This is a genomic window from Sporolactobacillus nakayamae, from assembly GCF_900113325.1.
Classification (GTDB): domain Bacteria; phylum Bacillota; class Bacilli; order Bacillales; family Sporolactobacillaceae; genus Sporolactobacillus; species Sporolactobacillus nakayamae.
Genome location: NZ_FOOY01000008.1, coordinates 106989 through 130405, shown reverse-complemented (window position 1 = coordinate 130405; position 23417 = coordinate 106989). Strand labels below are relative to the sequence as shown.

Here is a 23417-nt window from a genome sequence, read left to right as displayed (position 1 = left end):
AGTCGAACCGAACGCGACCAAAGTTGAACCCAAGAGAGGAAAAGTCGAACCGAAGATCCGAAGTTGAACCGAAGCATCGGAAAGTCGAACCGAACACGACCAAAGTTGAACCCAAGAGAGGAGAAGTCGAACCGAAGATCCGAAGTTGAACCGAAGCATCAGAAAGTCGAACCGAACACGACCAAAGTTGAACCCCAAGAGAGGAGAAGTCATCGAAATTCGTCGCGAATTCCCAGACTCGTAACGAACCCAAGGAAAATCGTAACGAACGAGCTCAAAATCGTAACGAAGTCATCGAAAATAGTAACGAATTTGCTTCAAGGTCGTCTTTACTACGTAACATCAAAATGAAACAATTTTATTGTCAATCAACATTTCAAGATGCTGTCTGAATGTACCTAAAGAGATGTCGATTGAAAATACAAATATTGATGTTTTTTCCGTAATCAAGCCTGTCGGACTATGGATGACTCAAACCGGAAGCAGTTTAGTAATTAATTCAATGTGATCGCACTTGATCAAGACTCCTTGTATTGCTCCATTCACCAATAGTAATCAATATTGTTCTTCTCGGAACAAGGTTGCTCTGCGGCAGGCTACTCGACGAGCTAGTGTTTTTACATAGGCGACAATTATCAGAAAGATATGATTGGCAGCAGCAATGTTGAGATGAAAGCAATCTGGTTATTAGAGGGTGTTCAAAAAGTCCGGGAAAAAGGCAATGAGGATCTTCTGCTAACAGCATGCACGTCCTGTGAAAAACGCAGAAGTCACCGCATCCTGCGGAAGTTCTGTGTCAGCTTGTTTCTCCGCTCCTCACGTATTAGCAGGGGAACTTCAACTAACAACGTGCACGTTCTGTGCACAACGTTGAAGTCATCACATCCTGTGAAAGTACGCGCGGGTAGCTCGAAACTGCGCTTCCTTGATCTTCGACGCTCAGGACGAGCTAGTGTCAGGCATGCCACAGGACGTGGCGATTTGCCTGACCTCGGCTCTTTTTGTCCTCCTTTTTGAACAGACTCTATTACGAAAAAATCCCGCAACGGATCATTCGGAACGAATCGTGCACATAAAAATGATTTCCGGTCTAAGCGAGTTACCGGATTTTTTTGGCATATTGGAATGAGGATATGCCGCCTCCACCTTTGAAATTTCTGGCATGATGGGCAGACATTCCCTAGTAAGGCAAACCGTTTTCAAAATAAAAATCTTCTACTTTAATCTATTCGTTAACGTTTCATCATAATTATAAGGATGTTGAACGACTTCGATAAAAAACGAATGATGCGGGAGGAGTAATGAATCATGGACATCCACGTCGTGCAAAGCGGTGAATCATTATGGGGAATTGCTCAACATTATCAAGTGCCGCTTGTCAGCATTGTTGCGTTAAATGGATTAGCTTATCCGGAGCGGCTCGTCCCGGGACAGGCGCTGGTCATTCCGTCCATGCCGCCGGTTTTCGCACCTGAACGACCGGTCATTGAAGTCAACGCTTATACGTATCAGCCGGTAAAAGAAGCTGCTGCCGAAATTGTTCAGCGGAACGGTCTTCTTTCGACTGTGCTGCCGTTTGCTTATCATGTAACGGAGGCTGGCAACTTGGATAATTTGGACGATCAGGAATCCATAGCTGCTGCCTATGCGCACAGCATCGTGCCTCTTATGCCAATTGTTAATTTCTCGCTAAATGAATCAGGCGCTGATGTCGCTCATGCAATTTTCACGTCATCGTCAGCACGCGAAAATTTGGTATCATCGGTTATTCGTGTCATGCAGCAAAAGGGTTACCGCGGTTTGAACATTGATTTTGAAAGTGTGCGACCTGAGGATCGGCAAGGGTTCAATGATTTTTTACAATTTGTTGTCGACCGACTGCATCCGCTTGGGTTCAGCGTATCTACAGCGGTTATGCCGAAAACAGCCATCGATCAACCGCGTGCGGAATACACTGCGTATGATTATGAAGCGCATGGCCGAATTGTCGATTTTGTTGTCTTAATGACCTACGAGTGGGGATATCGTTTTGGTCCGCCTCAAGCCATATCGCCGGTTAATGAAATGAAACGCGTGGTTGAGTACGCTTTATCGGTGATGCCGGCAAGTAAAATTTCGCTTGGGTTTGAAACGTACGCTCGAGATTGGCTGCTCCCGCACAAAGAGGGACAGGAAGCAGAAACTTTCAGTCCAAAAGAAGCACTTGAACGCGCCATTTTTAACGGTGTAAGTATTCAGTTCAATGAAACCGCGCAATCACCTTTTTACATGTATGTGGATGCCAGCGGGCGTACACATGAAGTATGGTTTGAAGATGCACGCAGTGCACAAGCGAAATTTGATCTTGTCCGATTATATAATCTGCGCGGGATCAGCTATTGGGCTTTAGGCTTTCCCTATCCGGAGAATTGGGCGTTGCTGGAACGTAATTTTCATGTTGGTAAATGGCTTTGATTATCAAAGATTTGGTTTTCACAACGAAAGCAAATAGTATTGGGATTCTGCGTTAATCCGATTATTATAAAGTATAGGAACTAAAGACATACTTCGATTTTTTAGATGCGGCAGATGAACAGAATGGTTTCTATTTCACTCATAATCTTTTGAGAGGAGAGATAGTATTGGCTGAACAATTAACTTTTGATTGTTATGGAACATTGATTGATACGACGCCTTTTTGGAAAGAACTGGAGAAAATTGCGGAAGAGTACGGAATTGATAAATCGGCATTGGTCACTACCTATGTCAATTATGAGGATCGATTGATGTATGGGGAAGGACTATTTACTGTTTACAGTGCTATTATTTTTAAGGCTCTGCGGTATTGTGAAATGGAATTGAATGTTGACAAGTTAACTGATCAATACGAGCGACTAATAAAGGTACATAAAGAACTATCTCCATTTCCTGAAGTGATTGATACATTGAAAAATTTGAAATCCCAAGGCTATCAAACATCGATTATGTCCAATTCTGATTGGAATATTATGAGATCTAACTTAGAGTCGCTTAAAAATGACTTTGATTCTGTTTACCTGGCAGAGGATCTGCATGCGTACAAGCCGCAATTAAGTTTATTTGAGCAGGTTCAAAATGAGTTGCGAACGAATCATCATGTCCATATAGCAGCCGGTTTCTGGTGGGATATGGTTCCCGCACAAAGAATGAACTGGAGAAGAATATGGGTGAATCGCCAATCGAAAAGGGGACTTCAAAATTGCATGCCTTACTCCGAGGTGAAAACCTTGGATGAGATCGTGAATTATTTGTGAATATGGCTCATTTTGAAGTAGGTCAAAACAGGATTCATGCAAAGTACGTCGCTATTGATCAGATAATTACAAATGAATCAAGAATTTAAAAAATTTTGTGTGGGCCAAGGTCGAATAAATTTTGCCCTCTGGCAAGTGACATAGCACAAATCTTGTTAACAAAACAACAAATGAAGAAGCAAGAACTGAAGCGAGGTGGGGTGTATATGGCTGATTTAGCTGGGAAAACAGCTATCGTTACAGGAGCAAGCAGGAAAAAAGGACGTTATTAAGCGTTCAATTTGCCCGAATTTTTAAGAAAAAAAGAGGTGGAAGGATTGTCAACCTCACTTCAGGTCAATTTCAGGAGCCAATGCCGGGTGAATTAGCCTATGCGACAACAAAGGGGGCAGTTGATGCGATGACGATCACGTTGTCTGCCGAACTTGCGTCTCTTGGGATAACAGTAAATGCGATCAACCCGGGTCCTACCGATACAGGATGGATGACAAAAGAAATAAAAAATGAACTATTATCCAAATTTCCATTGGGACGGATAGGGCAACCGACAGACGCAGCAAAAGTAGTAAAATTTCTTGTAAGTGATGAAGCGGATTGGATTACTGGTCAAACGATCCATTCTGAAGGTGGATTTATGAGATAAGGAGAATGCCAGATACTCTGCTATTAATCACATGATGTAACAAATTAAATGAAAATTTCGTTCCTATATACGAGGAGATCTTCTATGAAAAATTTTCTTGATCAAATACCATCATCAGCAGATTTTTTTGAGCTGTTTCAAACAACTGGCTGGAATGATCATCTCGATTTAAGTGAAGAACAGCTTCATCAAGCAATCAGCAACAGTTGGTATACGCTGAGTGTTTATGAGGACAAGCAGCTTATTGGATTTGGCCGCATCATTTCCGATGGTGTGCATCAAGCATTTCTTTGTGACCTGATCGTCTCACCGGATTACCGACAAAAAGGAATCGGAACGGAAATCGTAAAGCGGTTAGTGAACCATTGCAAAGCGAATGGACTGAAATGGATCCAGCTTTCGTGCGCGAAAGGAAAACAACCTTTTTATGAACGATTCGGATTTAAAGCGCGTCCAACCGATGCGCCGGGCATGCAGATCTTTCTATATGAGTAGCAAACGTAAGCTGCGGAACTGAGCGTATTTATTTGTATGGTAAATATGAAAGAAAGAAGATTTCTATATGAATCAATCAAATAAAGATTTGCGAGGAACACAATGAACGATATCGAATTGAAAGAAACGCTAATTGACATCAAAAATAATGATTTTCATGTACCAGAAGAATTATCCGACTTTGAAGCGGTAAAGTACGTTATGCGCGCTCTTCATTCCACAGATAGTGACTTAAGAGATGATCTCGGCTACACAATTCTTTCAAAATGGTTGATTGAATTCAAGCTGCTTGATGGGTCGGAGCTCATAATGCTGTTGAAGCAGGCGGTTTCTGAAGAATTGCTTTTTAATAAAATTAGTGAAGGCGTGTCGGATCATGTGTTTCTGAGATCCTTCTCAGCACTGCTTATCGCGCTGATTTTGTATCGTGACAACCACGAGCATTTTATCAGCAGGCAGAAATACATGGAGTTGCTCCAGCAGTTGAATCATTATTGTGAACTAGAAAACGATTATCGTAGCTTCGTTGAAGGAAAAGGATGGGCACACGCGCCTGCGCATATCAGTGATGCGCTTGATGAATGTGCACAGAATCGGTTCGTCGGAGAATCTGAGTGTTTGGCAATCTGGAAAAGCTTGCTGATGATGCTTCGGAATGCGCCGACCGTGTTTGATGCGGAGGAGGACGAACGTATGGCGACTGCGGTTGTCAGCATGATTACAGCGAAGAAAATAACGGTTTCCGTTCTCCTTCAGTGGCTTCATGCGGTGACATTAAACAAACCCAATCAATCGGTTCATGCCTTAGCGTTTCGCAAGTATCTCATCCAAAGAGTGAATATGAAGCATTTTGTGCGTTGTGTCTATTTCAGACTGAAAAATGCCGCCTTGCTCGACCAAGAGGCAGACGACGCGCTTATGAAGTTGGAACGGGCGTTTAATCCTTATTTTTGACGGATTCGTCTTGTGCCTTGGTTCGTTTAATAAGATAAATCTGGAAGAGTATGCCGCATGCGCCAATCATTCCAGTTAGGATATAAACGGAGTTTTTTGAGCTTAGCCATAGAGCCAGATAAGTGACGCACCAAGCGACTAAAAATAACCAAGAGATATACATAATGACTGTGCGAATAGTTGTAGTTAATGACTTTTTCTTATGGCACATGCGAGGCACGTCCTTTTTGTGTAAGGGATTACAATTCGACTGCTTTTAGTATAACCTAAACTATAGGTGGCGTTCAAAGTTAAACGAACCACTAGAAAGTTGAGTTCCCGAATGAGATTGCGTACACTTTAACAAGATATAAGATTACGAATCTTTGAGTTTTGCTGCCGGGGGGAGCGATTTGATGAACCGTTTCATGCGACGAATACTACTCATTCTCATGGCACTGTTTCTTTTTGTTCCTGCGGGCACGACGTTCGCGGCTGGTGGTCCGTTTCTGATCAGCAACGAGTCCGCAAACGGCTACAAAACGGAAAACACGGGGAATTTCAGTATTAATAATAAAAGTTATGCGAAAACCCAAAAATTGAAAAGAGCTTCTTACCGGCTTGATTATGTACAGCCACTAAGACTGCGGGCAGAATACAGTCCGTTAAACCACTCAGTGAAAAAGCGAAAGAGCGTCAAGGTCGGTTCAGGCAAGAAGTTCTGGGTGTCCGATTTGTCGACGGATAAGCGGTATCAGATTACTGCTAAATTAATCTACGTAGGCAAGCACACCAAGGTGTGGGTGAACGGAAACCAGCTGTCAAAAAAGGATGCGGCGACGCTTGGCAAAACGTTTGATCAAACCATTTTTCCACTGGACAATCGTTATTTCGGTGCGCCGTCTGATGTGGATCATGATGGGAAAATCAATTTGCTTTGTTTTGATATTAAGGACGGCAGTGCAGAAAAAAATGGAGGTTTCGCATCGGGCTATTTTGACCCGAATGATTTGTATAAAGAGAAGAAATCAAATCATAGCGAAATTGTGTATGTTGATACGTATCCGTCGCTTGGTTCAAGCAAACATAAAAAAGTGTCACTCGCTTATTCGACACTGGTGCACGAATTTCAGCACCTTATTAATTATAATCAAAATGTGCTTGTTGAGAAAAGGGATGAGATGGACACTTGGCTTGATGAAGGACTGTCGCTTGCGGCAGAACAATTGCTGGCGGGAAAGCCGCTTGACGATCGAATTGATTACTATAATGAATCCCGCTCCATTGCGAACGGCAAGTCGCTGCTGTACTGGGATGATTTTGGCGACAATTTGGCGAACTATTCGCTTTCATATTTATTTATACAATATCTTTATATACAATGCGGGCAACCGGCGGATTTATTTAAGCGGATCATCCAAGACCCGCACAATGATTACCGGGCGGTTCAAGACGTGATTCATGATTATATCGGTCCGGACATGTCTTTTGGCCGTTTCATGAGTAATTTCCGCAAAGCCCTTTATCTGAATGAAAATACGGGTCCGTATGGGTTTCATGGAATTGCGGGATTTCAACAGTTGAAAAAGAAAGTCTACAGCAGCAAATCTAAGTCGCCGAAGCTTAGAGGCGGTGGAGCGGTTGTTGTCAACAATGCCTTGTCAATTCCGAATGACAAAGGTGTGCATATAACTTATTCGAGTCTGGCCGATCGTCAGGAAGATCGTGATGCGCCGAGGCAGCCGCATATCGCTTCATTTGGCGACAAAGATACGGAACTTCAAGGCGACACAGAACCCGGAGCAGTCATTGCAGTTGTCGGTCATGCCGGATTATTAACCAAGTGCACGGCGGACACTTCCGGGCATTTCCAAGTCGCGATTGGAAAGCAGCGAGCCGGAACCGTACTTGATGTATTTGCCGCTGATACCGGCGGGAATGCGGGTCAGACAAAGAAAGTAACGATTAAAGATCAGACACCGCCGGTGAAGCCGATTGTCCGGCGTTTTTATCATACACAGCTGAAGATTCAGGGAACAGCGGAACCCAGTGCGCGTGTCACGGTTCTGTATGGCAAAACATCGCTTGGCACTGCAACTGCGAATGCTCGTGGTATTTACAGCATTAAGCTGCACCAAAGGCAGAAAAAGGGAAAGAACTTGACGGTTTATGCACAAGATCGAGCGGGAAATCGAAGCTTGACCCGAACGTTTACTGTGTATTGATGAATCGAACGTGCTTAAAACTCTATCTTTAGCAGAGCCACCCGAAAATATGCGATTAAAAAATTCCGGCGTAGAATCCGGTACTTTTTCATATACTCGAAAAGTATGGACAAATTGCATCAGAAAATTTGATTGATTTGGTTGTGAGAATGAAAAAAGGGGTAAAGATAAAGGAATAGATTATGGCTGTTGTGGCGAGATAAGGATGGTGTAGCTATATTGAGTTGGTTTTCCAAAGACGTTGAACAGGTTTTAAATGAACTTCAGGTCAATCAAAGACAAGGTCTGACGGATGCGGAGGCACAGTCAAGGCTTGGAACGTATGGAGAAAATAAATTAAAAAGCAAACCGAAGAAAAGTATCGTTGCTCTGTTTTTCTCTCAGCTGAAGGATATGCTGATTTATGTCTTACTTGGCGCGGCAGTTATTACCCTCCTCATTGGTGAATACACCGATTCGGTCATTATTTTGCTCGTTGTCATTTTAAATGCGATCATCGGTGTATTTCAGGAATTCAAGGCGGAAAAAGCGATTGAGGCACTGCAGAAAATGACAACACCGCGCGCGCTTGTTCGCCGCGACGGTGATGTCGTTGAGATTGATTCAAAAGACCTTGTTCCGGGTGACATTGTCGTGTTGGATGCGGGGCGCTACATTCCTGCGGATCTTCGCTTGATCGAGAGTGTTAATCTGCAGATTGAAGAATCAGCGCTGACTGGTGAATCCGTACCTTCAGAGAAGGACGCTTCACATGTATTCGAAGATCCGAAAACGCCACTGGGCGATTTGGCCAACATGGCGTTCATGTCTACACTTGTGACTTATGGCCGCGCGGAAGGTGTCGTTGTCGGAACGGGTATGAATACGGAAATTGGCAAGATTGCGAAGGGACTCGATGAAACGCAGACGGAAATGACACCGCTACAAAAACGACTAGCTGAGCTCGGAAGAACATTGGGCTACATCGCGATTGGAATTTGCGCGCTTATTTTTGTCGTTGCCTTGATACAAAAACGCGACCTTTTTGAAATGTTCCTGACTGCAATCAGCCTTGCGGTTGCTGCAATTCCGGAAGGCTTGCCTGCCATTGTTGCCATTGTGCTTGCGCTTGGCGTGACAAGGATGTCGCGAATTAACGCGATTGTGAAACGGCTGCCGGCAGTTGAAACCTTGGGTTCGGTTAATATTATTTGTTCAGATAAAACCGGAACATTGACGCAAAACAAAATGACAGTTCTCCATTTATATACGCATCGTGAATTTTTTGATGTGCCCGATGAGGGAACAGCTACAGCAAGTAAACGGACACAGGAGAAATTGATTCAGACTTTTGTTCTGTGTACTGACGCCACTTTGGTCGATGGCGAAAGCACTGGTGATCCAACGGAGATTGCTCTGCTTGTGCTGGGGGAAAAATATCATATGCCAAAGCGAGAGCTTGAGGCAGGTCATGAACGTGTAGCAGAAAGACCATTCGATTCGGATCGCAAACTAATGTCCACGTTAAACAAAGAAGGCAGCCGTTACCGGGTACATACGAAAGGCGCCTTTGACAATATTTTAAAAATCGCGACGTATGCATTAGTTGACGGAGAAAAAGTTCCACTTTCAGAGCAGTTAAAAGCGGACTATCATCGAGCGGCGGAAGAAATGTCTGATCAAGCCTTGCGCGTTCTTGGCGCTGCGTACAAGGATACCGACGAAATCATTGAGCCTGAGGACATGGAAAAGGATCTTATCTTGCTCGGTTTAGTTGGTATGATTGATCCGCCCCGTCTGGAAGTCAAAGAAGCGATCCGTCAGGCGAAGCTGGCCGGAATTACTCCGGTTATGATTACCGGTGATCACCAGCACACTGCGGCAGCGATTGCGATGCAGCTCGGAATGGCGACATCGCTCGGACAAACAATTTCAGGAAGCGACATCGATGCGATGCCTGAAGAAGAATTCAAGCAGAAAATCGGAAATTACCGCGTGTTTTCCCGTGTTTCTCCGGAACATAAGGTTAAGATCGTCAAAGCTTTTCAGTCGCATGGCAACATCGTTTCAATGACAGGTGACGGAGTGAATGACGCACCTTCGCTAAAAAATGCGGATATCGGTGTTGCTATGGGAATAACGGGTACCGACGTTTCTAAAGGTGCCAGCGATATGATCTTGACTGACGACAATTTTACAACGATTGTCTCGGCGATCAAGGAAGGGCGCAACATCTATAACAACATTAAGAAGTCCGTCGTTTTCCTGCTCTCCTGTAACCTTGGGGAAATTGTCGCGATTCTCGCTTCGGTGCTCTTCTTTTGGCCGATGCCGCTTCTGCCAACGCAAATTTTATGGATCAATCTCATTACCGACACATTTCCGGCGATCGCACTTGGCGTCGATCCGGGAGATAAAGATGTGATGAAGAAAAAGCCTCGTGATCCTAAGGAAAGCTTCTTTGCCGGAGGAGCTGCATTGCGCGCTGTAATCGGAGGCTCATTAATCGGTATCCTGACTTTAGTAGCATTCTACTTCGGCTTAAATGAGCATGGCTACCAGCTATGGTCCGGATCAATTCCGGAAAAGGTGCTCACTTATGCTGAAACGATGGCATTTGTTGTGCTGGCGGTCTCGCAGCTGTTCTACTCACTGTCGATGCGAAGCGCGTCGCACTCCATCTTCCGGGTTGGCTTGTTCTCGAATAAATATTTGATCGGCGCAATCCTGCTGGGAATTGTCCTTCAATTTGCCGTGATCTCCGTTCCGTTCCTAGCGGCAGCGTTCCATGTCCAGATGCTTTCTCTGCAGGACTGGGTAATCGTGATCCTGTTTGCCTTGATCCCGCTCTTGGTGAACGAATTGATTAAGCTCGGAATGCGTGTGAGAAACAAACAATAAAAAGGAACAGTTAAAGGCAGGAAGTCCTTCTTGGAGCTTTCTGCCTTTTTTTCAAGTTAAGAAAGTAGAGTGTTTTGCCTTGCCGGTACGACGATAAGGTCATAAGATTCGGTTGGGCTGGGCGATCAGGTAAGCCGCCCAATCTGAGAAATAAACGGAAAAATTCCGCTTAATTCGAAAATAAACGAGAAAATAGCTTAAATAGACGGAAAAATTCCGCTTATCGAATCGAAAAACGTGAAAATGGAAGGTTTTTCTGTGCATAAGCGGAAAAATTACCCTTATGTACCTGTGAAACAAGCGCCAGGATGCATATAACCGGAAAATCTCCGCTTATTTTACTCGTTACTTGATTATGAAAAGGAGGATCAACGCACGAAAATTCAACTATAAAACGGATGATGCTCGATGACGACCGGATTCCCAGGTCAATAAAACAGCACCCTCTGCTTTTTTCATCAAACAAGCGGCTGCTGCGTCTATTTCGAACCATTTTATTCGATCTTCACTAGAAGTTTAACGTGCCCATTCGGCAATTTCGCGAATATTTTCCGGAGATGTGCGGCAGCAGCCGCCAATGAGCGATGCACCGGCTTTGAACCACGCTTTGGATGCTGATCCGTAGCTTTCTTGCATTTTAGACGCTTCCCATCGCTTAGTCATTGGATTGTACCGCTCTCCTGAATTTGGATAAACAACGACCGGCTTGTCCGTGACTTGACGGATCGTCTTGACCGCCGGCCCAACACGGTTCATTGCAACGCAGTTCACGCCAATTGCTGCAATCTGGTCAAAGGAGTTAAAATACGCCGCTGCATTGGCAAGCGGTGTCCCGTCACACAGATGCGCTTCGTCAGCGAGACTGAACGAGAGCCATGCTTCGTCGCCCGGAAACTCATTTTTCAAAAGGTCGGCCAACACTTTTGTTTCATTGAAATTAGGCATTGTCTCAAATGCAAATAGATCTGCACCGGCTTCCTTTAATAGGCTCATTCTTGAATGGTGGAACATTCGATAGCCGGCTTCATTTAAAGAGTAGTCCCCTGTATATTCCGAACCGTCGGCAAGATACGCGCCATAAGGACCAACACTGCCTGCAACGAGCGGGTAGGGACGTGCTTGTTTTTGCTTGGCGCTAAGCCCCTCCCAAAATTCAGAGCGAGCCTGAATCGCGATGCTTACGGCTTCCTTAATAAAACGCTTTGCTTCGAGTTCTGTATAGCCGCTTTGCTGGAATCCGGGAAGTGTCGCCTGATAGGTATTGGTTGTTGCAACATCGGCACCTGCCTTAAAATAATCCAGGTGTACTTTTTTAATACATTCAGGATGGTCATGAATGACGGTAGCCGACCACAGTTCACTGTCGATCGTAATCCCTTGCTTTTCAATTTCAGTCGCCATCGCGCCATCTAGAATGATTGGCTTGTATTGGTTAATCAGGTTGCGGATGCTGTCTTTTTGCATGAGACGCCTTCTTTCTGCTTGGCTTCTTGAGCCGGTCAGTATCCATTATACAGAAGTTAATCCTCATTCGAAAATAGCATGGTAGAGGCGTTCTACCCCTTCCTCAATTTTATCAACAGATAGATTTGCAAACCCTAAAATGAACGCTGGTTTTGAATAGAGGTAGTGATCCTCCAGACAATAGGGCTTGAGATTATAGAGCTCTATTTTGGCTGCGTGGGCACGTTCGGCAATCTCATCGATTGTGCGCGGTGTATCGAATTCAGCCGTAAAATGGAGACCGGCGTTTGCCCCATGCATCGTAATAGCCGAGTCAAAGCGTTTTTTCAATGTCTCAATCAGCTTTTTTTGCCGCTCAATATACACTTGTTTCATGTGTTTGATGTGCTTGCGGTATTCCCCCGAATCGATAAATTGCTGCAAGGTCAGTTGCCCCAAAGCATTACTCGTTGACATAATGAAACTGCATTTTTCTCTGTATCTTTTTAACAACTGTTGCGGGAGAATCATATAGCTGATCCGTAATCCGGGCAATAAAGATTTTGAAAAGGTGCCTAAGTAAATGACACGTTCATAGCTGTCAAGGCCTTGAAGCGACGGTATTGTATCACTCTCATATTTAAACTCGCTATCGTAATCGTCTTCAATGATGTACCGGTCGTCCTTTTCCGCGGCCCAATTCAACAGTTGAATGCGTCTTGAAATCGGCATCACAACACCTGAAGGAAATTGGTGCGACGGAGTCACATACACGACATTTGGATTCATTTGTTTTAGCAGATCAATGGAAATCCCTTTATTATCGAGTGGAATTGTCTTTAAGCGCAGACTTTCCATCTTAAGAGACTCGTACATACGCCGATAACCCGGATTTTCCATCGCGTACAAGCTGTTTTCTTGAAAAAGGTGGCGAAGCAAATAGAACAGGAATTGGGTGCCGCCGCCTAAAACAATTTGCTCCGGAAAACATTTTACGCCGCGAGCCACAGAAAGGAAGCGGGCAATTGTCTTTCGCACCGAGTAGATCCCTTGTGGAAAGCGTGACGAATCATCGTTAAGTTCCAATCTGCTTAATCTCAGTGCGCGATGCTCACAAGAAAACCAACTGTCAAATGGAAAGATTGATCGGTCAACAGACATATGTGAAAAGGAGATCCAATCTTTTTTTGATTCTTTTTCCTCAACAAGATCGGGATCTAGTGATTGCGGGATGCTCTGAGAAAGTGGGATCGTATCCAATTTTTCAACGTAAAAACCGCTTCGTTCAACTGCGTAGATATAGCCTTCCTCAAGAAGCTGTTGATAAGCCCCGTTAACTGAGTTGACACTGACATGTAATGTTTGTGCAAGCTCTCGCTTCGAAGGCAATTTTTCATTTGGAAGAAAATGGTGAAGAAGGATCTCTTTTTTCAGTTGTTTATAGATTTGGCGGTAAATATACTCATTTTTAGTATCAGATTGAATGGTTAGTGAGATCATAGGCACTCCTGACACCATAATTATTTGAATTTTGATACTATACATAATACCAAAAAATTAGCAAAATATCTATTAAGGGAGTGAGTCAATTGGGAAAAGAATTATTGGAAGGAAATCTCACAAAGGTTTGGCAGGATAAACGTGATCACTATGTCGCGTCTGCGGTAGGAAATGGAAATCGCCATATCGCGGCAAATGCGAAAGGTGCGTTGGTTACTGATATCGAAGGCAACGAGTTTATTGATTTTGCCGGAGCAATCGGCGTCCAGAATGTTGGTCACTGTCACCCAAAGGTGATTGATGCCGTGAAAGAGGAATTAGAGCGTTTTATTCATCCAGGCTTTAATGTCATCATGTATCCGGGATATATTGAACTTTGTCAGCGGTTATGCGAGATCGCTCCAGGAGACTTTGCCAAAAAGGCGCTCTTGCTCAATTCCGGTGCGGAAGCTGTTGAAAATGCGGTGAAGATTGCTCGTGCTTATACAGGCAGACAAGCGGTTGTGACGTTTGACCGCGCCTTTCATGGCAGAACCAACCTGACCATGGGTATGACAAGCAAGGTAAAGCCTTATAAAATGGGCTTCGGTCCGTTTGCGCCTGAAACCTATCAAGCGCCATATCCATATCCCTATCGGAAACCGGCAGGCATGACTGATGAGGCGTATGATGAGTATATCATTGATCAGTTTAATTATTTCTTTTTGAGTAGTGTTGCTCCTGAAATGGTTGCTTGCATCGTAATGGAACCTGTTCAGGGTGAAGGCGGGTTCATCATTCCATCAAAACGGTTTGTCACTTATGTTCGTGACTTCTGTACAGAGCATGGCATTGTTTTTATCGCTGATGAAATTCAAGCCGGTTTTGCAAGAACAGGAAAAATGTTTGCCATTGAAAATTTTGATGTGGCTCCGGATCTGATGACGGTATCCAAATCTATTGCCGCAGGATTTCCACTTAGCGGTGTTGTCGGAAAAGCTGAGCTGTTCGATGCTTGTGAACTTAAGGGCTCACTTGGCGGCACGTATTGCGGGAGCCCAATTGCCTGCGCCGCCGCGTTGGCCGTTCTTGACATTATTGAAGAAGAACATCTTATTGAGCGAGCGGAAAAAATAGGCGCGATTATCGAAGAGCGGGCGAAAGAGTGGGCGCAAACTTATTCGTTTATCGGTGATTTTAGAAGACTTGGCGCTATGGCCGCCATTGAATTTGTAAAAGACAAGGGTACAAAAGAACCTGATAAAGATCGGGTGAAAAAAATCGTTGCCTATGCCAATCAGCATGGTTTGCTCCTTCTTGATGCAGGACTGAAGGGCAATTGCATTCGCTTCTTGTCTCCTTTGACTATAACTGAACTACAGCTGAATCAAGGATTGGACATCATTGAAGAAGCACTGGAATTTGTAAAATAATAACAGTTATATAGATTTTTTTAGCGGATACTAGTAAAATTCAAATCATGAATTACTGAAAATTATATTTAATTTTATAACTTAAATAATTCGATAAATTGGAGGGATTTTTCATGAAACGTTGGTTTGTATCGGCTATTGCTCTTATATTGCTTATTGGTGTCCTTGCAGCCTGTGGATCAAGCAGTTCAAAATCAGACAGTTCTTCTTCAGGTAAAACGACAGATACGTTAGCGGCGGCTAAGAAAAAAGGTGTTCTCGTCGTTGGTTCATCAAATGACGCTCCGTTCGCTTATATTGATCAGAAAACGAAAAAATTTACCGGTATCGACGCTGAAATCATCAAAGAAGTTGCCAAACGCTTAGGAATTCCAAAGGTTGAAATGAAACAGACAAAGTTTGAGAACCTGCTCCTTGAACTGAACAATAAGAATATTGATCTCGTGACAGATGCGATGTATATTAACCCGCAGAGAGAAAAGATAGCGAAATTCACAACCATCTGGTATACCGAGGGCGAAGCGTTTGTCATTCCGAAGAATTCGCCAATTAAAAGTGTTGATGATTTGAAGGATAAAGTGGTTGGCGCTCAAAAAGGAACCGCATTTTATGACTTTGCGGACAAGCTGAAAAAAGAAGGCAAAATCAAACAAGTTAATGTGTTTGGTTCTCAATCCGATCTGCTTCTTGCAGCAAATACAGGAAAAATTGACGCATTGGTCACTGACGGCGCCGTAGCTGCCTACAGCCTGAAACAGGACCCATCCTTGAAATTGAAGATTCTTGATCCGTATACACCGCAAGCTTCCGGGAACATTGGCGCTGCCGCAAGAAAAGGGGACACGAAACTGGTAACTGCGGTCAACAAACAAATAAATATCTTGAAAGAGAACGGATTTATCAAGGATCTCTTGAAGAAATACGGAATGCCTGATAATTATTACGTACCGGTTCAAGAATAAAAATAAGAATTGATTGAATCAGAGTTATTCTTTCAACAAGACTAACTCTGATTTCTGCTATTGAATGGGTAATTCAAGCTAATGGTCAGATTGCAAAATGCAAGACAATTGATTGACGAATGAGGTGTAATGAATGGATATTCTGAGTCATCTGGATTTTGCCACGGCCATCAAAGAACTGACACCGGAATTATGGCAAGGACTTTTAATTGCCCTTGAAGCAACAGTAGGCGGATTCCTGCTCGCTGTTGTTCTAAGTGTACTCATTGCGGTGGGCCGTTTATCAGAATCAAAAGTACTAAAGGGCATACTGGTTGTTATTTTGGAAATTGTCAGGGGAACGCCGCTTCTTGTTCAGCTTGTCTATATGTTTTATGTTGTGCCGCTGCTTATTTCTTTGGTTGCTCAATTTTTCATACCTGATTATCAGTTTCAGCTCAATCCGCTGTTCGCCGGAATACTTGGATTAGGAATCAATTATGGCTGCTACTTATCTGAAGTGGTGCGTGCCGCGATCTTGTCGGTCGACAAAGGTCAGACGGAAGCGGCGCTTGCACTGGGCTATACGCAGCGTCAGGCGTTGTGGTCCATTGTGATTCCACAAGCAACGCGGCAAGCGATTCCTGTATTCGGCAACTATCTGATTATGATGATTAAAGATACATCGCTGCTCGCGTTTATCACGGTCAACGAATTATTACTGCGCACACAAGCCTATGCGTCACAGACTTTCTTAACCATTGAGTCTTACACAATACTGGCAATCGCTTATTTAATTCTCAGCTTGCCGTTATCCCAGGTTGTACGTCTGCTAGAAAAGGGGTTTTCAAAACATGCCTAAACCAATGATCGAAGTGACTCAGCTCCATAAATCGTTTGGCAGTCTTGAAATTTTAAAAGGGATTGACCTGGATGTACATCAAGGGGAAATTGTTGTCATTATCGGACCTTCGGGTTCAGGAAAATCGACACTGCTCCGCTGTTTGAATTGTTTAGAGCTCCCAACATCCGGTACTGTCAAAGTCGAAGGGGAAAATTTCGCGGATAGTTCCGGCCGTTATAATGAGAAGCGTGTTGCCAAGCTTCGCACAGAAATCGGCATGGTCTTTCAAAGCTTTAATCTTTTTCCAATGATGACTGCTGTTGAAAATGTGATGGCGGCGCAGGTAAAAATAAGAAAGAAATCAAAAGAAGAAGCTAGAAAAACAGCAGAGAAATACTTGAAGAAGGTCGGATTGGCAGAACGTATGGATCATTATCCGGATCAGCTCTCCGGAGGGCAGAAACAACGTGTCGCAATCGCTCGGGCGTTGGCGATGGAACCGCATATTATGCTGTTTGATGAAGCGACCTCTGCCTTGGACCCTGAATTAGTCGGTGAAGTGCTTAAAGTCATTCGTGAACTCGCAGATGAAGGCATGACCATGGTGCTTGTGACGCATGAAATGCGTTTTGCTGAAGAAATCGGCGACCGTATCATATTCATGGACAAAGGCATGATTGTTGAAGAAGGGAAACCAGACGAGTTATTTAACGCGCCGAAGCATCAGCGGACCAAGCTTTTCATCAATCAGGTTCTGCACCCTGAAGCGGAAAAAGTATGAGAGGGTGTTCGAAATGTCCGGAATGAGGTGCTTCTGCTAGCAAAAAGGATCTTCAACTAAAAACGTTGGATTCACCACACCTGCGGAAGTTCTGAGCAAGCATCATGTGAGGTGATTGAGACTGAGTGGGAATCTGATAAATAACGAGAACTCAAAAAAAATATATGAGCAATCTAAAAAATACTTAGTAAACGGAGTTGCCAGCAGTTTTCACAAAGCGGGTTTTCAAGACTTTCCGATTTGTTTTGATCATGGGAAAGGTGCTCATCTTTACGATGTTGACGGCAATGAATACATCGATTATGTGGCAGGTATGGGTCCTTTGATTCTAGGCTACAGTCCGGATGCGGTAAATCAGGCAGTGGCCGAGCAAATGACAAAAGGAACGCAGTTCTGCTCACCTTCTGCCGATCTGAACAAGCTCGCAGAAAAGCTGACTGAGATTATACCCTGTGCCGAACGTGTCGTTTTTCAAAACACGGGTACCGAAGCGAATATGTTTGCGTTCCGATTGGCAAGGGCATTCACCGGAAAATCAAAAATCATTAAGTTTGAAGGACAATACCATGGGTGGTCTGATGAGGAAATGATCAGTACGGATGCCCATTCCATTGCTGATTTGGGACCAAGAGAGCAGCCGAAGAAAAGTCGGGAAGTGTTGGGCCAGCTAGCCAATGCATCTGATCAAATCATCATCCTGCCATGGAATGATTTGTCTGCAATCAAGCATGTGATTGAAGAACAGCGTGATGAAATTGCCGCAATCATTACTGAACCTTATATGTGCGATTCCGGTCCGATTTTTCCAAATGAAGGCTATCTTGAAGAATTACGAACACTTGCGACGGAAAACAAAATTCTACTCATCTTTGATGAAGTGATCACCGGATTCAGACTCGCATTGGGCGGCGCACAAGAATATTTTGGCGTTACTCCAGATGTTGCTGTATTTGCTAAAGCGATCTCAGGCGGACTGCCATTATCTGTTGTCACGGGAAAACATTCGATTATGGATTGCGGGATTCGTACTTTTGGCACCTTTAACGGTAATGCACTCTCTGTTGCTGCGGCTTTGGCGACCATTGACGAATTGCAGCGTGACGGTGTTTACGCGCGATTCGATGTGCTAGGGCAACAGTTAACGGACGGGCTTAGAAAACTGGGCGATCGCTACCAAGTTCCACTATATTGTCGGCATGATGGAGCTATTTGCATGCTTTTGCTTGGTGTTGATCAGCCTGTGGATGATTTCAGAGATTATTTGAAATTCGCCGATATTGAACTCTATAACCATCTGGTTGCTCGTTCACTTGAGCTTGGCATTCGACTTACACCGAACCGTGGCCGAATCTATCTGTCAACCGAGCATACCGAGAGAGAAATTCGCAAAACGTTGCAAATTATTGAAACCATTTTTTCCGAGTTTTAATGGGATAGACAGGGGATGCAAAAGTAGCGGAGTGATGGGCTCCGCTTTTGTAATGCGAAAAAACAGGTTACGAACAGGAAAATGTACTGCATGACCACTTCCATTTTACGCGTTCAATTGATATTCGGATATTTTCCGGAACAGGGTGGCGCGTCCAATGCCGAGCAGGGCGGCGGCATCTTCTTTTTTCTTGCCCTCGTTTTTCATTTTAATCAGCGCCTTTTTTATTGTTTCTCGTTCGATCACATGCAAATTGAAAATCTCATTCGATTGCTTTGCGCGGTGCCGATATTTTTCGAGCAAATAATCAGGAAAATGGTCCACGCGAATAACTGGTTCATCAGAAACATTAAATGCGTATTCGACAGCGTTGGAGAGTTCTTGAATATTTCCCGGCCAATCATAGCTGGCGACGACATTTTGAATCTCGCGAGCAAAGGTTTTACGAAAGGATTCTGTTTTTAAATTCAATAGACTTAGGAAGTAGTCAGCGAGCATCATAATGTCATCCTTGCGTTGGCGGAGCGGCGGCATATAGAGCGGTACGACACCGATTTTATAATATAAATCTTGACGGAATCGCCCGCTTCCCACAAGTTCCATCAGATTTTTGTTTGTTGCGCTGATGAGACGGACATTGACCTTAAACGGCTGACCATCGCGATCAATCAGTTTGTCACTAAGAAATTTAGTTAAAAGAAGCTGGGTGGATTGCCCGATGCGGTCGATTTCATCCAGAACGAGTGTGCCGCCGTCCAATTTTTCCAGATAACCCGGCTGTGACGCATTTGCTTGATCACCGAATAATAGATGGTTCAAGTCGCTTTCCGAATAGTAGGATGCATTAACCTTTCGAAAGAGTTCATCCGGTTTGTTTGCCGAAACATGTACAAAATGTGCCGCAAAGGTTTTTCCTGTGCCATCCTCACCATTAAACAGGATCGGGATTGTTTCGTCTTTTATCTTGGAGAGTACTTGTTTTATATTTTGGATAGCCGGTGAAGAACCGATTAATCCACTCGTTTGATTTTGCTTATCAATAGTTATATGGGTGGCCATCTGAGTGATGTGCTCGGGATCTTCGATTAGAATAACTTCCGCCTCATCCTTTTCCTGAACATCGATTTGATGTACAGAGATGAAAAATTTCTTTCGATAGGATCCAAGGTTAATCCAGAGAATTGCTCCGTTTGTCCCGATTTTTTGATGACCTGAAAACTGGGAAATCAGGTCCTGGCTCGGTTCTTCTTCATCGCGCAGCTGCAGCATTTTACGTGCGGTACCGCTGATGAATTCACAGGTGCCTTTATTAAGCATTAAAAGCCCCATATCAATGCAGTTAACGAGTGTGGAAATCTTTTTTTCTGCGATCAGCTGCTGTCTGAAGATGATGTTTTCATTTACTTTGGTCGCGATCACATCGGACATCTTTTTGAGAAAATAGACATTAGCATCTTGATCGCCAAATAATTTTTCACGTTGTTCGGGGCTGAAAGCGATCAGTCCGATGACGCCGATGACCTGTTCATTAATTTTAATTGGGGTGCAAATTTCCCCATACTCTGCGCAATTGCCGACATGGGGACAAAGCGCGCAGATCTCGTTGAAGCCCGGGCGATCAATGATTATCGTCTGGCCGCTCTCGACACATTGCCGGTAAACCGCATCTTCTCCGCTCATTTCCTGCCATATTTTCTGTTTGATCAACCCGGTTCCCGCAATACGAAATAAATCCGCGTCAGCGACCTCGACTTCAATTTTCAAGACAGCTGAGATCGCCATGACAATTTGCTGAATGGTGGATTGAACGTCGCGTAATTCGACATACATGAAGATCACCTCGATAAAGTATCAAATTGATATTTGAGTATCATTTTGATACTGGTTTCCTCTTTGATCCTGAAAATGGTAGACCGTAAAGTAGTCAATCTTGTTACTTTTCTTATATTCCTGCTGTTATTACCATATCAAAGTCTTGGTTTTAAAACAATTATCATGTCATATATTGTGACACCATCTGTTGTGAAAACAAAATAGTAAGTATCAATTCGATACTTGAATAGACAGACAATTGAATTTATAGTCAAGTTAAGCTTAATAAAGCGCTCATGAGCAGACAACAGAGATTTGATTTACCAAACAAAAAAGTTGGTTAATTGTTGCGAGTGTTCCGGAGTGATCAGTGGAGGAGGAATTTTGTTCCTTGAGTAATGTGTTGAAGACAGAGAAAAACAAAGGATTATGGAGTCATGTGGATGCGGCAGATGTACAGGATTTCTCCGAGGCTGTCGTTGAGAAAGTGCTTGCTTTTCAAAAAACACACAAAAGCTACAGAGCAACGCCGCTAAGAAGTCTTGACGCACTTGCCGGTGAATTGGGCGTCTCTAAGATTTATGTGAAAGATGAATCTTATCGATTTGGACTGAATGCTTTTAAAGTAATGGGGGGGATTTATGCGATCGCTAATTGTCTTGCAGAAAAGCTGGGACTTCCTATTGAAGCGTTGTCTTTTGAGAAGCTGAAAACAAAGAAAGTGAGAGAGCAGATAGGTGATCTAACTTTCATTTCAGCAACTGATGGAAACCATGGGCGGGGCATTGCCTGGATTGCGCGCGAACTTGGATTAAAATCAGTGATTCGGATGCCGAAAGGATCTTCTCAAAGAAGGCTGGAATCAATACAAGCCGAAGGCGCGGATGTGGCGATAAGTGATGTAAATTACGATGACACGGTAAGAATCTGTGAACAAATGGCTCGTGAAAACGGTTATCTGATGATTCAGGATACGTCATGGCCGGGGTATGAGGAAATACCGCTTTGGATCATGCAGGGCTATGCCGCCATTGCCAAAGAAATATCCGATCAATTGCCTGAGGCACCAACGCATATTTTTCTACAGGCGGGTGTTGGATCGTATGCGGGCGGGATTTCAGGATATTTTCTTCACAAATATCCTGACGCGCCGCCAAAAATTATTCTTGTCGAACCGAATCAGGCAGATTGCTACTTTAAATCCTTTGAACAGAAAGATGGAGCCATGCAGTCGGTAGGCGGTGACATGGCGACAATCATGGCCGGGCTTGCTTGCGGAGAACCTAACCGCGCAGCGTATGCGTTTTTGAGTAAATATTCGTACGGCGCACTATCATGCTCCGATGATGTGACGGCACTCGGAATGAGAATCTACGGAAACCCGCTCCGAGGCGACGATCAGGTGATTTCCGGTGAATCAGGTGCAGTAACCATGGGCGCACTCTATTTGCTTTGCGCGGAAGCAGGGTTTGCCGCTGATAAAAATAAATTGGCGATCGATGACACTTCTCGCATTCTGCTGATCAGCACGGAAGGAGATACGGATAAGCAATCCTACCATGATATTGTATGGAAGGGCAGATATCCGAATCTAATTGGGAAATCGAGGGACGAGTTAAATGTTTAATTCGAGAGATCAAGTAATTCATTTATGTAAAGCGCTGATCGCCGCGCAGAGTTACTCAGGTGCTGAAGACCAGGCAGCAGGTGTCATCACAGAATTTGCTAAGAACTGTGGATTCGATGAAGTATCCGTAGACGCATTAGGAAATGTTGCGCTTATTATCAACGGCACGCTCAACGGTCCGACGTTGCTGCTTGACGGACACATTGATACCGTACCGGTAAATAAAGAGCATTGGGCAACAGATCCGTTTGAACCAGTGGAAAAGGATGGAAGATTGTATGGCCGAGGAAGCTCGGATATGAAGGGATCAGTCAGCGCAATGATTGTTGCCGCCGAGCAATTTGCGTGCGAAACCAAGCGACAATTTCCCGGACGTGTTGTTATTTCCTGCAGCGTTCATGAGGAGACCTTTGAAGGGGTTGCAACACGAACGGTCAGTAAGAAATTCAATCCGGATATTGTTGTGATTGGAGAAGCAACCGGATTGAATCTGAACCGTGGTCAACGCGGTCGTGCCGAAGTCGTTGTGGAAACAAAAGGTGTATCGGTACATTCTGCAAATCCTGAAAAAGGAGTAAATGCTGTTCTGCAAATGATGAAGCTGCTTGCAGAGATTGAAAAATTACCTGCCCCTGAAGATCCGCTCATGGGCAAAGGGATATTAGTGCTAACCGATATTGTATCGTCTCCGTATCCGGGAAAATCGGTGCTGCCATCATCATGCCGAGCGACATTTGACCGACGCACCCTTGTTAATGAAACAAAGGAATCTGTCTTGAAGCCGATTCAGAACGTTATCGAACGGCTGAAGGAAGACGATCCGACGTTTGACGCAAAGGTCTATTACTCAAAAGGAACCGATCGGTGTTACACAGGTGAAACGATCGAAGCCGTACGCTTCTTCCCGGCGTGGATGTATGATGAGAACACTGTTTTTGTTGAAAAGTCGCTACAGGCGTTACATGCTGCAGGCATACCGGCAAAACTGTCACATTATTCGTTTTGCACCAATGGAAGCCATTTTGCGGGTGAAGCGGGCATACCAACGATCGGCTTCGGTCCATCACAGGAGAACTTGGCACATACGGACAATGAATACATTGAGATCGACCAGCTGCTACAGGCAGTTGACGGCTTTGCGGCGATCATGCATGCGCTGCTAACTGAAAAATAACGAAAG

The 23417-nt window shown here is 44.1% G+C and carries 16 protein-coding genes and 1 pseudogene; 14 read left to right on the top strand and 3 right to left on the bottom strand.

Features of this window, described 5'->3' with window-relative positions:
• Window positions 1–1308: 1308 nt before the first annotated feature.
• The 7 genes and pseudogenes from BM003_RS06820 to BM003_RS06785 all read left to right on the top strand — a co-directional run bounded on the left by BM003_RS06820 (window position 1309) and on the right by BM003_RS06785 (window position 10448).
• Complete coding sequence (locus tag BM003_RS06820; RefSeq protein WP_093671414.1) at window positions 1309–2454, top strand: glycosyl hydrolase family 18 protein; 1146 nt, start codon at window positions 1309–1311, stop codon at window positions 2452–2454.
• A gap of 167 nt (window positions 2455–2621) precedes the next feature.
• Window positions 2622–3272: an HAD hydrolase-like protein gene (locus BM003_RS06815; protein WP_177184681.1), complete on the top strand. Its 651-nt coding sequence runs from the start codon at window positions 2622–2624 to the stop codon at window positions 3270–3272.
• 262 nt (window positions 3273–3534) lie between these two features.
• Window positions 3535–3915: pseudogene (locus BM003_RS06810) on the top strand (SDR family oxidoreductase); the annotation flags it as partial.
• A gap of 84 nt (window positions 3916–3999) precedes the next feature.
• On the top strand, window positions 4000–4410 hold the full coding sequence (locus BM003_RS06805) for a GNAT family N-acetyltransferase (protein WP_093671410.1): 411 nt from the start codon (window positions 4000–4002) through the stop codon (window positions 4408–4410).
• A 102-nt stretch (window positions 4411–4512) separates the two neighbouring features.
• Window positions 4513–5364, top strand: a complete 852-nt coding sequence (locus tag BM003_RS06800; protein ID WP_093671408.1) for a DUF2785 domain-containing protein — start codon at window positions 4513–4515, stop codon at window positions 5362–5364.
• A gap of 395 nt (window positions 5365–5759) precedes the next feature.
• Complete coding sequence (locus tag BM003_RS06790; protein WP_093671404.1) at window positions 5760–7568, top strand: Ig-like domain-containing protein; 1809 nt, start codon at window positions 5760–5762, stop codon at window positions 7566–7568.
• A gap of 216 nt (window positions 7569–7784) precedes the next feature.
• Window positions 7785–10448, top strand: a complete 2664-nt coding sequence (locus BM003_RS06785; RefSeq protein ID WP_218143230.1) for a calcium-translocating P-type ATPase, PMCA-type — start codon at window positions 7785–7787, stop codon at window positions 10446–10448.
• Between the two features lie 516 nt (window positions 10449–10964).
• Here BM003_RS06785 and mmuM read toward each other — a convergent pair.
• Both mmuM and gabR read right to left on the bottom strand, forming a co-directional pair.
• Window positions 10965–11912 (bottom strand): homocysteine S-methyltransferase, encoded by a 948-nt coding sequence (gene mmuM / locus BM003_RS06780; RefSeq protein WP_093671400.1) that lies wholly within the window; start codon window positions 11910–11912, stop codon window positions 10965–10967.
• Window positions 11913–11975: 63 nt separating this feature from the next.
• Window positions 11976–13391 carry a MocR-like transcriptional regulator GabR gene (gabR, locus tag BM003_RS06775; protein ID WP_093671398.1) on the bottom strand — a complete coding sequence of 472 codons (1416 nt, stop codon included), beginning with the start codon at window positions 13389–13391 and terminating at the stop codon, window positions 11976–11978.
• Window positions 13392–13471: 80 nt separating this feature from the next.
• On the opposite strand from gabR, the gene gabT reads away from it, so the two are divergent.
• From gabT to BM003_RS06750, 5 genes are all read left to right on the top strand, one after another.
• Window positions 13472–14803, top strand: a complete 1332-nt coding sequence (gene gabT, locus BM003_RS06770) for a 4-aminobutyrate--2-oxoglutarate transaminase (RefSeq protein ID WP_425441041.1) — start codon at window positions 13472–13474, stop codon at window positions 14801–14803.
• 113 nt (window positions 14804–14916) lie between these two features.
• A complete protein-coding gene (locus tag BM003_RS06765; RefSeq protein WP_093671394.1) occupies window positions 14917–15765 on the top strand; it encodes a substrate-binding periplasmic protein in 849 nt (282 codons plus the stop codon).
• Window positions 15766–15898: 133 nt separating this feature from the next.
• Window positions 15899–16606: an amino acid ABC transporter permease gene (locus BM003_RS06760; RefSeq protein ID WP_093671392.1), complete on the top strand. Its 708-nt coding sequence runs from the start codon at window positions 15899–15901 to the stop codon at window positions 16604–16606.
• Window positions 16607–16610: 4 nt separating this feature from the next.
• A complete protein-coding gene (locus tag BM003_RS06755) occupies window positions 16611–17369 on the top strand; it encodes an amino acid ABC transporter ATP-binding protein (RefSeq protein WP_093671529.1) in 759 nt (252 codons plus the stop codon).
• A gap of 115 nt (window positions 17370–17484) precedes the next feature.
• Window positions 17485–18798, top strand: coding sequence for an aspartate aminotransferase family protein (locus tag BM003_RS06750; RefSeq protein ID WP_218143227.1), 1314 nt, complete (start codon window positions 17485–17487; stop codon window positions 18796–18798).
• 105 nt (window positions 18799–18903) lie between these two features.
• On the opposite strand, the gene BM003_RS06745 is transcribed toward BM003_RS06750, so the two are convergent.
• On the bottom strand, window positions 18904–20628 hold the full coding sequence (locus tag BM003_RS06745) for a sigma 54-interacting transcriptional regulator (RefSeq protein ID WP_093671390.1): 1725 nt from the start codon (window positions 20626–20628) through the stop codon (window positions 18904–18906).
• A gap of 382 nt (window positions 20629–21010) precedes the next feature.
• Between BM003_RS06745 and dpaL the strand changes: the two genes are divergently transcribed.
• Both dpaL and BM003_RS06735 read left to right on the top strand, forming a co-directional pair.
• Window positions 21011–22237, top strand: coding sequence for a diaminopropionate ammonia-lyase (gene dpaL / locus BM003_RS06740; RefSeq protein ID WP_245734127.1), 1227 nt, complete (start codon window positions 21011–21013; stop codon window positions 22235–22237).
• Complete coding sequence (locus BM003_RS06735) at window positions 22230–23411, top strand: YgeY family selenium metabolism-linked hydrolase (RefSeq protein WP_093671386.1); 1182 nt, start codon at window positions 22230–22232, stop codon at window positions 23409–23411. The genes dpaL and BM003_RS06735 overlap by 8 nt, the downstream gene beginning before the upstream one ends.
• The last annotated feature ends 6 nt before the right edge of the window (window positions 23412–23417 follow it).

What these genes read in the sequence shown, in the direction of transcription:
- BM003_RS06820 (WP_093671414.1), top strand. Translation starts at nt 1,309, where the DNA reads ATGGACATCCACGTCGTGCAAAGCGGTGAATCATTATGGGGAATTGCT.
- BM003_RS06805 (WP_093671410.1), top strand. Translation starts at nt 4,000, where the DNA reads ATGAAAAATTTTCTTGATCAAATACCATCATCAGCAGATTTTTTTGAG.
- BM003_RS06800 (WP_093671408.1), top strand. Translation starts at nt 4,513, where the DNA reads ATGAACGATATCGAATTGAAAGAAACGCTAATTGACATCAAAAATAAT.
- BM003_RS06790 (WP_093671404.1), top strand. Translation starts at nt 5,760, where the DNA reads ATGAACCGTTTCATGCGACGAATACTACTCATTCTCATGGCACTGTTT.
- mmuM (WP_093671400.1), bottom strand. Translation starts at nt 11,912, where the DNA reads ATGCAAAAAGACAGCATCCGCAACCTGATTAACCAATACAAGCCAATC.
- gabR (WP_093671398.1), bottom strand. Translation starts at nt 13,391, where the DNA reads ATGATCTCACTAACCATTCAATCTGATACTAAAAATGAGTATATTTAC.
- BM003_RS06765 (WP_093671394.1), top strand. Translation starts at nt 14,917, where the DNA reads ATGAAACGTTGGTTTGTATCGGCTATTGCTCTTATATTGCTTATTGGT.
- BM003_RS06760 (WP_093671392.1), top strand. Translation starts at nt 15,899, where the DNA reads ATGGATATTCTGAGTCATCTGGATTTTGCCACGGCCATCAAAGAACTG.
- BM003_RS06755 (WP_093671529.1), top strand. Translation starts at nt 16,611, where the DNA reads ATGATCGAAGTGACTCAGCTCCATAAATCGTTTGGCAGTCTTGAAATT.
- BM003_RS06745 (WP_093671390.1), bottom strand. Translation starts at nt 20,628, where the DNA reads ATGTATGTCGAATTACGCGACGTTCAATCCACCATTCAGCAAATTGTC.
- BM003_RS06735 (WP_093671386.1), top strand. Translation starts at nt 22,230, where the DNA reads ATGTTTAATTCGAGAGATCAAGTAATTCATTTATGTAAAGCGCTGATC.